The organism is Caulobacter sp. AP07, from assembly GCF_000281955.1.
In the GTDB taxonomy this organism is placed as follows: domain Bacteria; phylum Pseudomonadota; class Alphaproteobacteria; order Caulobacterales; family Caulobacteraceae; genus Caulobacter.
Genome location: NZ_AKKF01000228.1, coordinates 23,992 through 36,118, shown reverse-complemented (window position 1 = coordinate 36,118; position 12,127 = coordinate 23,992). Strand labels below are relative to the sequence as shown.

Below are 12,127 nucleotides of genomic sequence, written 5' to 3'. Positions count from 1 at the left end.
GTGGGTGGGGCTTCACCGCCGCTCAAACGCCCTGCACCGATCCCCCACCCGACCCGCTACGCGGGCCACCCTCCCCACAAGGGGGAGGGACGAGGTGGTTTTGGATTTCAAGAGCTGACCGTTCGAACGTCCGACTTGGGCCGCAGCAGGCCCAACAAAAAACCCCGCCGTCGCCGGCGGGGTTTTCCATATCCGATCCGGCCCGAAGGCGGGCCTCAGCCCTAGCCGCGCTTGTCGCGCTTGGCCAGCACGCGCAGGCGCAGGGCGTTGAGCTTGATGAAGCCGCCGGCGTCGCGGTGATCGTAGGCGACCTTGCCTTCCTCGAAGGTGACCAGGTCCTGGTCGTAGAGGCTGTAGGGGCTCTCGCGGCCGATGATCGTGACGTTGCCCTTGTAGAGCTTGACCCGTACCTGGCCGGTGACCTTGGCCTGGCTGTAGTCGATGGCCGCCTGCAGCATCTCGCGCTCGGGGGCGAACCAGAAGCCATTGTAAACGAGCGATGCGTATTTCGGCATCAGCTCGTCCTTCAGGTGCATCGCGCCGCGATCCAGGGTGATCGACTCGATGCCGCGGTGGGCGGCCAGCAGGATCGTGCCGCCCGGGGTCTCGTAGACACCGCGCGACTTCATGCCGACGAAGCGGTTCTCGACCAGGTCCAGGCGACCGACGCCGTTGTCGTGGCCCAGTTCGTTGAGCTTGGTCAGGATCGTGGCCGGCGACATGGCGACGCCGTCGATGGCGACCGCGTCGCCGCGTTCGAAGTCGATGGTGAAGACGTGCGGCTTATCCGGCGCGTCTTCCGGGGCGATCGTGCGCATGTGCACGAATTCCGGGGCCTCGACGGCCGGATCTTCCAGCACCTTGCCCTCGGACGAGGAGTGCAGAAGGTTGGCGTCGACGCTGAACGGAGCCTCGCCGCGCTTGTCCTTGGCGATCTGGATCTGATGCTTTTCAGCGAATTCCAGCAGGGCCTCGCGGGACTTGAAGTCCCATTCGCGCCAAGGGGCGATCACGTGGATGTCGGGCTCGAGCGCGTAGTAGCCCAGCTCGAAGCGGACCTGGTCATTGCCCTTGCCGGTGGCGCCGTGGCTGACCGCGTCGGCGCCAACCTTGCGGGCGATCTCGATCTGCTTCTTGGCGATCAGCGGGCGGGCGATCGAGGTGCCCAGCAGGTACTGGCCCTCATAGACCGTGTTGGCCCGGAACATCGGGAAGACGTAGTCGCGGACGAACTCCTCGCGCACGTCCTCGATGAAGATGTTCTCCGGCTTGACGCCGGCCGCCAGCGCCTTGGCCCGCGCCGGTTCGATCTCCTCGCCCTGGCCGAGATCGGCGGTGAAGGTGACGACCTCGGCCCCATACTCGGTCTGCAGCCACTTGAGGATGATCGAGGTGTCGAGACCGCCCGAATAGGCGAGCACGACCTTCTTCACGGGCTTGGTGGCCATGAGCGGGGGTCCTTCCGAGGAAACACAAAGTCGCGGGGCGTTTAGCGCGGTTTCATCCGCATTGAAACGTCGCCCTGCGAAGTTCTGATGTCAGAGCTTGATCTGGCCTTCGTCGACCAGCTGGTTCAGCGCCCGCCGGATCTGGGCCAGGTGGACCACCGCGAAGATCGCCGCCAGGGTGGCGCGCACGCACAGCAGGATGATCGCCAGCTCCAGGCCCATCGGCTTGCGGCTGCCCAGCATCAGCCACAGGCTGAGCAGGAAGGCGAAGAGCGGCAGGAACACCAGCGCCACCGCGCGCGGGGCTCGCCACACCGTCGCGCCCGACGGCGACCACAGCACCGGAACCTTGAGGTCCTTGCCGATCTTGCCCCACGACATCCGCGAGGCGCCGGCCATGATCGACAGCGCCAGAATCCACAGAACGTCGCCGATGACGCCGAGATAGTTCATCTAGACCGTCACCTGGGCGCCCAACTCGACCACGCGGCCTGGAGGGATCTTGAAGAAGTCGGTGGGGTTGGCGGCGTTCTTCATCAGGAAGATGTAGATGCGGTCCTGCCACAGCGGCATGCCCGAATTGGCCGACGGCACGATCGAGCGGCGGCCCAGGAAGAAGCTGGTGGCCATGATGTCGAACTTCAGCCCCTGCTGCTTGCGCAGCAAGGCCAGGGCCTTGGGCACGTTGGGGCTTTCCATGAAGCCGTAGAAGATCTCGACCTTCTTGAAGTCGGCGTTGATCGCCTGGGTGCGGATCCGGTCCTCCTCGGCCACCCGCGGCGTGTCGGCCGTGCGGACGGTCAGCACCACGTTGCGCTCGTGCAGCACCTTGTTGTGCTTGAGGTTATGCATCAGGGCGACCGGGGTCATGTCGGGGTCGGAGGTCAGGAAGATCGCCGTGCCGGGGGCGCGGTGCGGGGCGCGGGCCCGCAGGATCTCCATCAGGTCGACCAGGGGCACGCTGTCGCGGCGGGTCTTCTCGGTGAGGATCTGGCTGCCGCGCACCCAGGTGGCCATGATCGTGAACAGCACGGCCCCGATCAGCACCGGCAGCCACCCGCCGGTGAAGAACCGCAGGGCGTTGGCCGACAGGAAGGTCAGGTCCAGGGTCATGAACGGGATCAGGAAGGCCAGGGCGGCCGGGGTCTTCCAGTTCCACAGCCGGCGCATGACGATGAAGGCCATGCAGGTGGTGACGCACATGGTGCCGGTCACCGCCAGGCCATAGGCGTGGGCCAGGGCCGATGAGGTCTGGAAGGTGAACATGATCGCCAGCACCCCGACCAGCAGCATGGTGTTGAGCTGCGGCACGAAGATCTGGCCCGACTGGGTCTCGGAGGTGCGCTTGATGTCCTGGCGAGGCAGCAGGCCCAGTTGAATGGCCTGCTGGGTCAGGGAGAAGGCGCCGGTGATCACCGCCTGGCTGGCGATGACCGTGGCCGCCCCGGCCAGGAACACCAGCGGCAGGCGCAGGAATTCCGGGGCCATCTCGAAGAACCAGTTCAGCTCCGGCATCGGCAGGCCGGCGGCGTTGGCGGTTTCCAGGGTCTGCAGGGCGAAGGCGCCCTGGCCCAGATAGTTGACCGCCAGGCAGGGCAGCACGAAGAACAACCAGGCGGCCTGGATCGGCCAGCGCCCGAAATGGCCCATGTCGGCCGACAGGGCCTCGGCGCCGGTGACGGTCAGGAACACCGCGCCCAGCACGATGAAGCCGGCCATGCCGTGGTGCAGCAGGAAGGACACGGCGTAGTAGGGGTTGATCGCCGCGAACACCCCGGGATTGTCGGCCAGGTGATAGGCGCCCAGGGCGAACATCACCGCGAACCAGACGGCGCATACCGGCCCAAACAGCCGGCCGACCACCGCCGTGCCCCGGCTCTGGATGAAGAACAGGCCCAGCAGCATGACCGTGGCGATCAGCAGCACCATCTGGGTGGTGACGCGGGTTTCGAACATCGGAATGGTCCGCAGGCCCTCCACCGCCGACAGCACCGAGATCGCCGGAGTGATCACCGCGTCGCCGTAGAACAGCGCCGCCCCGGTGACCCCAAGCACGAAGACCAGGGTGGTGCGCTTGCCGATGGCGTGCTGGGCCAGGGCCATCAGCGACAGCACCCCGCCCTCGCCCTTGTTGTCGGCGCGCATGATGAACAGCACGTACTTGATCGTGACGACCAGGATCAGCGCCCACAGGGCCAGCGACACGACGCCCAGGATCTCGGGACGGGTCACCCCGTCCCTGGCGGTGGCGTGCAGCGCTTCCTTGAAGGCGTACAGCGGACTCGTGCCGATATCGCCGAACACGACGCCGACCGAACCGACCGCGAGCGCCAGGAAGCTATGCCCTTTCAGGTCATGGCCAGCTTGCGGAGGGACATCACATGAGGCGGCGCTGGTGGGAGCGGGTGCGCCAGAGGCTTCGGAAGCCATTCAATCCCTCCGGGGTCGCCCTCGCAAATCGCGGTGCGGAGCCCCATATCGATCAAGCGGGGCGCGATACACCCAATCCCGCTCCGGTTCAATCGCCACCTGAACCGGGATACCGACGATACTTTTCGCCGACTATGCTTTTAGGTTGAACGCACGCGCCACGCCCCTAGGGTCCTGCCACAGAAAAATGTCCGATAGTCAGAAATTCCCCGTGGCGGCCCACGCCCTCGCCTATCTGGCGCACAAGAGCGCCTTCTCGGCGGACCGCGCCGTGGCCAGCGCCGAGCTCGCCGCCTCGGTGCCGACCAACCCGGTGGTGGTGCGCCGCGTGACCGCCATGCTCGGCAAGGCCGGGCTGATCGGCGCGCGAGCCGGGGCCAACGGCGGCGCCTGGCTGCTGAAGCCCGCCGAGGAGATCACCCTGGACGTCGTGCTGCGGGCCGTGAACGGCTGCGCCCACCTCGGCGTGGCGCCCAAGGGCGTCAAGGGCTGCCCGGTGGGCGAGAAGATTCCCGACGCCGTGCGAAGCGCGATGGTCGCCGCCGACACCGCCGTGGCCGAACGGCTGGCGCTGATTTCGGTCGCCGACCTGCTGTCGGGCGCGTCGAACGCCTCCTCGGCCGCGGCCTAGTCGCGAGATGGGCATGCGGGCGCACGCGATCTCGCCCGAGCCCGCCCTGCGCGGAATCCTCGAAGGATCGCAATTCATCGACGCCTTCAGCGTCGTCTCGCCCGGCCCGCGCCTGGACGCCCGCCAGGCCGCCGAACGCGCGCTCGGACGCTCGCCGGCCTGGGCGACCGCGCTCCTGGCGCTGCGGGACGCCGTCGTGTCGCCCCTCGGCCTCAAGACCGCTCACGCCCTGTCGGACCAGGCGCGGATCGGGATCTTCCCGATCGTCAGCGAGACGGCCGAACGCATGATCATGGGCTTCGACGACGACCACCTGGATTTCCGCGTGTTCATCGACGTGGCGCCGGCTGACGGCGGCCAGCGCGTGACGGCGACGACGGTGGTCCGCACGCACAACCGGCTGGGCCGCGCCTATCTGGCCGTGGTGCTTCCGTTCCACCGGCTGATCGTCCGCGCGATGCTCGACCAGGTTCGGGCCTAGGCGAACTACTCGGCTACTCCGCCGCCGCCAGCGTCCGCCGCCGCTCCAGCCGCACGTCCAGCGCCGCCACCCCCCAGATGGCGAAGCCGCCCAGGGCCAGGGCCGCGCCCACATAGCCGGTCGAGGTCCAGCCGTAGCCGGCGGCGATGGCCAGGCCGCCCAGCCACGGGCCCAGGGCGTTGGCGAAGTTGAAGGCCGAGTGGTTGAGCGCCGCCGCCAGGGTCTGGGCGTCGCCGGCCACGTCCATCAGCCGGGTCTGCAGCACCGCGCCCAGCCCGCCGCCGCAGCCGATCAGGAACACCACCGGGACCAGGGTCCACAGGCTGTGCACCGCCATCGGATACAGGGCCAGCGACGCCGCGCTCCACAGCAGCACCGCGCCGATCGCCGGCATCTGGGCCCGGTCGGCGGCCCAGGCGCAGACCAGGGTGCCCACCGTCATGCCGACCCCGAACACCGCCAGCACCAGCGGCAGGGCGGCCGGCGAGGCGTGGGTGACCTCCGCCATCGTCAAGGCCAGGTAGGTGTAGACGCAGAACATGCCGCCAAAGCCGATGGCCCCGATGCCCAGGGTCAGTCACACCCGGCCGCGACCCAGGGCGCCCAGCTCGCGCAGCGGGCTGGCGTCGGGATGGGCCGCGTCGCGCGGCGCGAACAGGAACACCGCCGTGGCGGTCAGGGCGGCCAGCACGGCGACGATCACGAAACCCCAGCGCCAGCCGATCCACTGGCCCACGGCGTTGGCCAGCGGCACGCCGACGATCGTCGCCACGGTCAGGCCGATCATCACCATGGCCACGGCCCGGGCCCGGCGCTCGGGCGGCGCGACGCCGGCCGCGACCAGGGCCGCGACGCCGAAATAGGCGCCGTGCGGCAGGCCGCTGAAGAACCGGAACACCAGCATCCAGCCGAAGCTCGGCGACAGGGCGCTGAGCAGGTTGCCGACCGCGAACACCGCCATCAGGGCGACCAGGATCAACCGCCGGGGCATCCGGGCGGCTCCCACCGCGATCACCGGGGCCCCGACCACCACGCCCAGGGCGTAGGCGCTGATCGCGTGACCGGCGGTCGGCGCGTCGACGCCGAGGCTGGCGGCGAAGTAGGGCAGCAGGCTCATCGAGGCGAACTCGGTCGTGCCGATCGCGAAGCCGCCCAGGGCCAGGGCCGCCAGGACCAGCGCCACCGGATAGGTCCGTGGCGAGGGGACCGGATCGGTCACCGGGTGGGAAGTCATGTCCTGTCGCCCCTGGGCAAGCGCGCCGCGCGCCGGCCCGTCGCGGGTCGGTCTATGCCGCAGTGCAAAACAAAGCCGCTAGATAGGGCGCTGACAACGTTGTCACAAGGCGGCGGGCGCAATTGGCGGCGAATTCCCGGCCACCGCCCAAAGCCGCTTCAACCGGCGCTGCAACGGCTTGCAGAATAACTGCACCAAATGCTGTTGCTGATCCTCTGGCGCCGACGTCGGTCATGCATACGTAATCGACACAGTTTCAGTTTCGAAACGACCCAACAATTTTCAGGGCATCCGTCATGAGTAAAGTCGCCATCGTCTATCACTCGGGTTACGGCCACACCGCCGTCCTGGCCGAAAAGGTCGCCGAAGGCGTCCGCGACGCCGGCCAGACCCCGGTCCTGCTGAAGATCGAGAGCGCCGCCCAGGACTTCGCGCCGCTGATCGAGCAGATCAGCCAGGCCGACGCCGTGGTGTTCGGCACCCCGACCTACATGGGCGACGTCTCCGGCGTGTTCAAAGTCTTCGCCGACGCCACCGCCGGGGTGTTCTTCACCGGCGCGTGGAAGGACAAGCTGGCGGCCGGCTTCACCAATTCGCACAGCTTCTCGGGCGACAAGGCCCATGCCCTGGCCAGCCTGACGATCCTGGCGGCCCAGCACGGCATGAACTGGGTGAACCTCGGCCTGGCCCCTCCCGGCGTGACCGCCGCCGAACGCGGTCCGGAGACCCTCAACCGGGTCGGCTCGTTCATCGGCCTGGCCGCCCAGTCCGACAACGCCTCGCCCGAGATCACCCCGCCGGCCGGCGACCGCGAGACCGCCCGCCTGCTCGGCGTCCGCGTCGCCGAGGCCGCCGTGCGCTGGACGCGCGGCGCCCAGCCGGCGCTCAGCGAAGCGGCCTAACGACCGAAATCCCCGTCCTTCCCTGTCCCCCAGCCCCGAAGGACGGGCCCGCGGCGCTCCGGCGCCGCCGGAGGGGGCGCTCACCCCAGCGTCCCCTCCCCCTCGGCCCGCTTGAACCAAATCACCGGCCGTGCTCGTCTCCGGCGGAGTTTCACCGTTTCGTCTGGACACACGCCGCATGGCCCGCCGTCTCGCCCTGATCACCGGCGCCTCCGCCGGCATCGGGGCCGCCTTCGCCCGCATCTACGCCAGCCACGGCTATGACGTGGCCCTGACCGCGCGGCGGCTGGACCGGCTGGAGGCCCTGGCCGCCGAGATCCGCCTGCGGTTCGGGGTCGAGGCCTATCCGATCGCCGCCGACCTGTCGGACCCCGCCGGGGTCGACACGGTGCTGGCCGGGATCGAGGCCCAGGGCCGGGTCGTCGACGCCCTGGTCAACAACGCCGGCTACGGCCTGCCCGGAACCTACGCCGCCACCAGCTGGGCCGACCAGAGCGCCTTCCTGCAGGTGCTGCTGGTCTCGGTCTGCGGCCTGACTCATAAGGTGCTGCCGGGCATGGTCGAGCGCGGCTACGGCCGCATCGTCAACGTGGCCTCCCTGGCCGGCCTGACCCCCGGCGCGGCCGGCCACACCCTCTACGCGGCGACCAAGAGCTTCCTCGTCAAGTTCTCGCAGAGCCTGCACCTGGAGAACCAGGCGACCGGCGTGCATGTCTCGGCGCTGTGCCCCGGCTTCACCTATTCGGAGTTCCACGACGTCAACGGCACCCGCGCCCAGGTCAGCCAGTCGCTGCCGACCTGGCTGTGGCTGGGGGCCGACGAGGTCGCCGCCGCCGGCTACGAGGCCGCCGAGGCCAACCGCGCGGTCTGCGTGCCGGGCGCTCCGAACAAGGCCATCGCGGTGCTGGCCAAGCTGATCCCCGACGACTGGGCCCTGGCGCTGATGGCCAGCCAGGGGTCGCGGTTTCGGAAGGTCTAGGACAGGGAGGGGGATACACACTCGCCCCCAAGGCTTCCGGGACTTCACACCAACGCCATGCGGCGAGTGTGTGTCCCCAGCCGCCGCCCCTACCGATGCTCCGCGTACGGCGCCTTGGCGTCCGCCCGGATCAGGCCTCGCGTCGCGTCCCCGACCCCGATCATCACGAACTGCACCGCCAGGGCGCAGAGGATCAGGCCCAGCACCCGCACCACGATGCTCATGCCGATCCGGCCCAGCACCTTGCTGATCAGCGGCGCGGCCCAGAAGGTGACGACGGTGACGAAGGCCACGCCGGTGATCACCCCGACGCCGGCCGCCATCCCCGCCAGGCCGAAGCTTTTGGCTTCGCTGGCATAGATGATCACCGTCGAGATCGCGCCGGGCCCGATCAGCAGCGGCATGGCGAACGGCACGATCAGCCGCTCGAAGCGCTGCTTGGCGTAGACCCGCGCCGACTGGCCCTCGATGCCCTCGGCGGCGTCGGCGAACATGGTGGTGAAGTCGTCGCGCACCATGTCCAGGCCCAGGATGAACAGGATGATGCCGCCGGCGATGCGGAAGGCCGGCATCGAGATGCCGAAGAACTCCAGCAGGGAAACGCCGGTGAAGTAGAAGAAGATCAGGAAGGCGGCGACGAACAGTCCGATATAGACCGCCACGATCCGCCGGCCGGCGGCGGCCGCGCCCAGGGTGGCGGCGGCGAACAGCGGCACGTTGCCGATCGGGTCGATCAGGGCGAACAGGGCCACGAAGAAGTTGACGGCGAGTTCTGCCTGGCTCATTCGACGTCCTCAGCCTTCAATCCGCGAAACCGCCCACCCTTCTTAGGGTGAAGCGCCGCCGCGCGCCACACCCCGGGGAACCGCCCATGACCGCCGATCCGCGCCTGATCATCCCGCTCGACCTGCCCAGCGTCGCCGAGGCCCGCGCCATGGTCGAGCGCCTGGACGACGCGGTGTCGTTCTACAAGATCGGCCTGGAGCTGCTGGCGAGCGACGGCATGGCCTTCGCCGGCGACCTCAAGGCCCAGGGCAAGCAGGTGTTCCTGGACTGGAAGCTGCACGACATCGGCGCGACGGTCGAGCGCTCGGCCCGGGTGCTGGCCGGGTCGGGCTGCGACCTGCTGACCGTCCATGCCGAGCCGCAGGTGATGCAGGCGGCCGTCAAGGCCAAGGGCGGCTCAAGCCTGAAGATCCTGGCCGTCACCGTGCTGACCAGCCTGACCGACGCCGACCTGATCGAAATGGGCTACGCGTTCGGAGCCCGCGACCTGGTCGCCCGACGCATCCGCCAGGCGGTGGAATGCGGGGTCGACGGCATCGTCTCGTCGCCGCAGGAAGCCGCCCTGGCCCGCGAGATCGCCGGCCCCGACTTCCTGGTGGTGACGCCGGGCGTGCGGCCGTTCTGGTCGGCCAAGAACGACCAGGCCCGCGCCGCCACCCCGGCCGACGCCCTGAAGGCCGGCGCCAGCCATCTGGTCTGCGGCCGCCCGATCACCGCGGCCAACGACCCGCGCGAAGCGGCGCTGAAGGTGGTGGCGGAGATGGCGGGGGCTTAGGTTCAAGGTCCTCCCCCTGTGGGGGAGGCGATCGCGAAGCGATCGGTGGGGGGAGTTTTACGATCGCCGATCCGGAGCGCGGCCATCGGCCGAACACGCCCCCCTCCGTCGGCTACGCCGACACCTCCCCCACAGGGGGAGGATTTAGAAATCCACCGCCACGCCCTTGCGCTCCCAGTCGCCGAACCGCGTCGGCTCCGGGCCGTCGCGGCCGCCTTCCTCGGTCGGCAGGGCCGCCGCGTGTTGAGCGGCGTGACGGGCGGCGGCCTCTTCCAGCGCCCGGCGGGCGGCGGGGGACAGCGGTTTGTCGGTGGCCGCGCCGGGCGGCAGGTCGGTCTCGGACATGACGGCTTCCTAGCACCAATTCGTCCAAAAGGCTTGCGCTCGCCGTCGCCTCGGGGCACGGCGGGCGGGTGACTCAGGAACTCAATGACGGCCTCCCGGCACGGGAAGGCGCCCTCGCCCTCATCGAAGCGGCCCTGTCGCGGCGCGGCGGGCTCGACGAAGCCGCCTCGGCCAACGCTTTCCGCTTTCTCGAACCCCGGGAGCGCGCCTTCGCCCGCGCCCTGGCCATGGCCGCCCTGCGCCATCTGGGGCCCATCGACCGCGCCCTGGCCGGCAAGCTGGCCAAGGAGCCGCCGCCGCGCGTGCGCAACCTGCTGCGCCTGGGCGCGACCCAGGCCTTCTTCCTGGAGGTGCCGGCCTTCGCCGCCGTCGCCACCAGCGTCGAACTGGCCGCCGCCAACAAGACCAGCCGGCCGTTCAAGGGCCTGGTCAACGCCGTGCTGCGCGGCCTGCTGCGCGACGGCGGCCTGTCGGACGCCTCCGAGCACCTGGCCCCGCCGTGGCTCTACGCCCGCTGGGTCAGCGCCTTCGGTCGCGACACCGCCGACGCCATCGCCGCCCAGATCGGCTTCGAGCCGGCCACCGACCTGTCGCTGAAACCCGATTTCGACGCCGCCGCCCTGGCCGCCGAGCTGGAGGGCGAGATCCTGCCCGGCGGCACGCTGCGCACCGAACGGCGCGGCGACGTCTCGGCCTGGCCGGCCTTCGAGGACGGCGTCTGGTGGATCCAGGACGCCGCCGCCGCCATTCCCGCCCGCCTGCTCAACCTCCAGCCCGGCGAGACCGCGCTCGACCTCTGCGCCGCGCCCGGCGGCAAGACCCTGCAGATGGTCGCGGCCGGCGCCCAGGTCGTCGCCGTCGACCGTTCGCCCGCCCGCCTGGGCCGGGTCACCGAGAACCTGGCCCGCATGAAGCTGACGGCCGAGGTGATCGCCGCCGACGCCGGGGTCTGGGAGGACACCCGGACCTTCGACGCCGTGCTGCTGGACGCCCCCTGCTCGGCCACCGGCACCTTCCGTCGCCATCCCGACGTGCTGTGGGCCGCCCGCCCCGGCGACGTCGCCAGCCTGGCCGGCGTGCAGGGCAAGCTGCTCGACAGCGCCGCCGGACGGCTGAAGCCCGGCGGCCGCCTGGTCTATTGCGTCTGCTCGCTGGAGCCCGAAGAGGGCGAGGCCCAGGTCGAGGCGTTCCTGGCCCGCCGACCGGACATCAAGCTCGACCCGATCGCCCCGGAAGAAGGCGGCGCGCCCGCCGCCAGCCTGACCCCGCGCGGCACGCTGCGCATCCTGCCGCACCACCGCGATGGCGGCCTGGACGGGTTCTTCGCGGCGCGGTTCGTGAAGGTCTAAACCGCTTTCCGGAATGACAATCTTGGGGTGTGGCGCGCCTCAAACCCCCACGCGACAATGGGCTCGCTTGTCGCGCGAGCCCAAGCCCGCTAAGCCATGGGCATGACCGCGCCGCTGATCGCCCCCTCCATCCTCGCCTCCGACTTCGCCAAGCTGGGCGAGGAAGTCGCCGCCATCGAGGCGGCCGGCGCCGACTGGGTGCATGTCGACGTGATGGACGGCCATTTCGTGCCCAACATCACGATCGGACCGGACGTCGTCAAAGCGCTGCGGCCGCACGCCAAGATTCCCTTCGACGTCCACCTGATGATCAGCCCGGCCGACCCCTACCTGGAAGCCTTCCGGGCGGCCGGGGCCGACCTGATGAGCATCCACCCGGAAGCCGGCCCGCACCTGCACCGTTCGCTCAAGCGCATCCGCGAGCTAGGGGCCAAGGCCGGGGTGGTGTTCAACCCCTCGACCTCCATCGACCACGTCGAATGGATCCTGGAGGACGTCGACCTGCTGCTGGTGATGAGCGTCAATCCCGGCTTCGGCGGCCAGAGCTTCATTCCCGGCCAGCTGCGCAAGGTCGAGGCCCTGCGCAGGATGGTCGACGCCCAGGACCTGGACATCATCATCGAGGTCGACGGCGGGGTCACCCCGGCCACCGCGCCACAGTGCGTGGCGGCGGGAGCCACGGCCCTGGTCGCCGGCTCGGCGGTGTTCAAGGGCGGGCCCTCGGCCTATGCCGACAACATCCGCGCCCTGAAGGGCGGCTGATCCAG

Annotated in this window: 14 protein-coding genes; 7 read left to right on the top strand and 7 right to left on the bottom strand. The window is 69.8% G+C overall.

Annotated elements, in window-relative coordinates:
* Positions 1-221: 221 nt before the first annotated feature.
* From PMI01_RS20520 to PMI01_RS20510, 3 genes are all read right to left on the bottom strand, one after another.
* Positions 222-1,448: an argininosuccinate synthase gene (locus tag PMI01_RS20520; RefSeq protein ID WP_007673504.1), complete on the bottom strand. Its 1,227-nt coding sequence runs from the start codon at positions 1,446-1,448 to the stop codon at positions 222-224.
* A gap of 90 nt (positions 1,449-1,538) precedes the next feature.
* A complete protein-coding gene (locus PMI01_RS20515) occupies positions 1,539-1,901 on the bottom strand; it encodes a hypothetical protein (protein WP_007673502.1) in 363 nt (120 codons plus the stop codon).
* Positions 1,902-3,878 carry a potassium transporter Kup gene (locus PMI01_RS20510; RefSeq protein ID WP_007673500.1) on the bottom strand — a complete coding sequence of 659 codons (1,977 nt, stop codon included), beginning with the start codon at positions 3,876-3,878 and terminating at the stop codon, positions 1,902-1,904. It lies immediately after the preceding gene.
* A gap of 187 nt (positions 3,879-4,065) precedes the next feature.
* Here PMI01_RS20510 and PMI01_RS20505 point away from each other — a divergent pair, with 187 nt between their 5' ends.
* Together PMI01_RS20505 and PMI01_RS20500 are read left to right on the top strand one after the other, a co-directional pair.
* Positions 4,066-4,509 carry an Rrf2 family transcriptional regulator gene (locus tag PMI01_RS20505; RefSeq protein ID WP_007673498.1) on the top strand — a complete coding sequence of 148 codons (444 nt, stop codon included), beginning with the start codon at positions 4,066-4,068 and terminating at the stop codon, positions 4,507-4,509.
* Positions 4,510-4,522: 13 nt separating this feature from the next.
* Positions 4,523-4,990 (top strand): DUF2867 domain-containing protein, encoded by a 468-nt coding sequence (locus PMI01_RS20500; RefSeq protein ID WP_007673496.1) that lies wholly within the window; start codon positions 4,523-4,525, stop codon positions 4,988-4,990.
* Positions 4,991-5,003: 13 nt separating this feature from the next.
* Here PMI01_RS20500 and PMI01_RS27955 read toward each other — a convergent pair whose 3' ends face one another.
* Complete coding sequence (locus PMI01_RS27955; protein ID WP_255348044.1) at positions 5,004-5,546, bottom strand: MFS transporter; 543 nt, start codon at positions 5,544-5,546, stop codon at positions 5,004-5,006.
* A gap of 21 nt (positions 5,547-5,567) precedes the next feature.
* The gene (locus PMI01_RS27950) at positions 5,568-6,224 is read right to left on the bottom strand and encodes an MFS transporter (RefSeq protein WP_007673493.1); all 657 of its coding nucleotides are present in this window, start codon (positions 6,222-6,224) and stop codon (positions 5,568-5,570) included.
* 296 nt (positions 6,225-6,520) lie between these two features.
* Here PMI01_RS27950 and PMI01_RS20490 point away from each other — a divergent pair, with 296 nt between their 5' ends.
* Both PMI01_RS20490 and PMI01_RS20485 read left to right on the top strand, forming a co-directional pair.
* Positions 6,521-7,126 (top strand): flavodoxin family protein, encoded by a 606-nt coding sequence (locus tag PMI01_RS20490; RefSeq protein WP_007673491.1) that lies wholly within the window; start codon positions 6,521-6,523, stop codon positions 7,124-7,126.
* Positions 7,127-7,304: 178 nt separating this feature from the next.
* On the top strand, positions 7,305-8,105 hold the full coding sequence (locus PMI01_RS20485; protein ID WP_007673489.1) for an SDR family NAD(P)-dependent oxidoreductase: 801 nt from the start codon (positions 7,305-7,307) through the stop codon (positions 8,103-8,105).
* 89 nt (positions 8,106-8,194) lie between these two features.
* Here the strand turns inward: PMI01_RS20485 and PMI01_RS20480 are convergent, their stop codons facing one another.
* Positions 8,195-8,890, bottom strand: coding sequence for a MarC family protein (locus tag PMI01_RS20480; RefSeq protein ID WP_007673487.1), 696 nt, complete (start codon positions 8,888-8,890; stop codon positions 8,195-8,197).
* A gap of 86 nt (positions 8,891-8,976) precedes the next feature.
* On the opposite strand from PMI01_RS20480, the gene pyrF reads away from it, so the two are divergent.
* On the top strand, positions 8,977-9,666 hold the full coding sequence (gene pyrF, locus PMI01_RS20475; protein WP_007673485.1) for an orotidine-5'-phosphate decarboxylase: 690 nt from the start codon (positions 8,977-8,979) through the stop codon (positions 9,664-9,666).
* A gap of 144 nt (positions 9,667-9,810) precedes the next feature.
* Here pyrF and PMI01_RS20470 read toward each other — a convergent pair whose 3' ends face one another.
* Positions 9,811-10,011: a DUF1674 domain-containing protein gene (locus tag PMI01_RS20470; RefSeq protein ID WP_007673482.1), complete on the bottom strand. Its 201-nt coding sequence runs from the start codon at positions 10,009-10,011 to the stop codon at positions 9,811-9,813.
* A 68-nt stretch (positions 10,012-10,079) separates the two neighbouring features.
* On the opposite strand from PMI01_RS20470, the gene PMI01_RS20465 reads away from it, so the two are divergent.
* Both PMI01_RS20465 and rpe read left to right on the top strand, forming a co-directional pair.
* Entirely contained in the window at positions 10,080-11,360 is a 1,281-nt protein-coding gene (locus PMI01_RS20465; protein WP_007673479.1) for an RsmB/NOP family class I SAM-dependent RNA methyltransferase, read from the top strand.
* 102 nt (positions 11,361-11,462) lie between these two features.
* Positions 11,463-12,122 carry a ribulose-phosphate 3-epimerase gene (gene rpe / locus PMI01_RS20460; RefSeq protein ID WP_035037486.1) on the top strand — a complete coding sequence of 220 codons (660 nt, stop codon included), beginning with the start codon at positions 11,463-11,465 and terminating at the stop codon, positions 12,120-12,122.
* Positions 12,123-12,127: the final 5 nt, after the last annotated feature.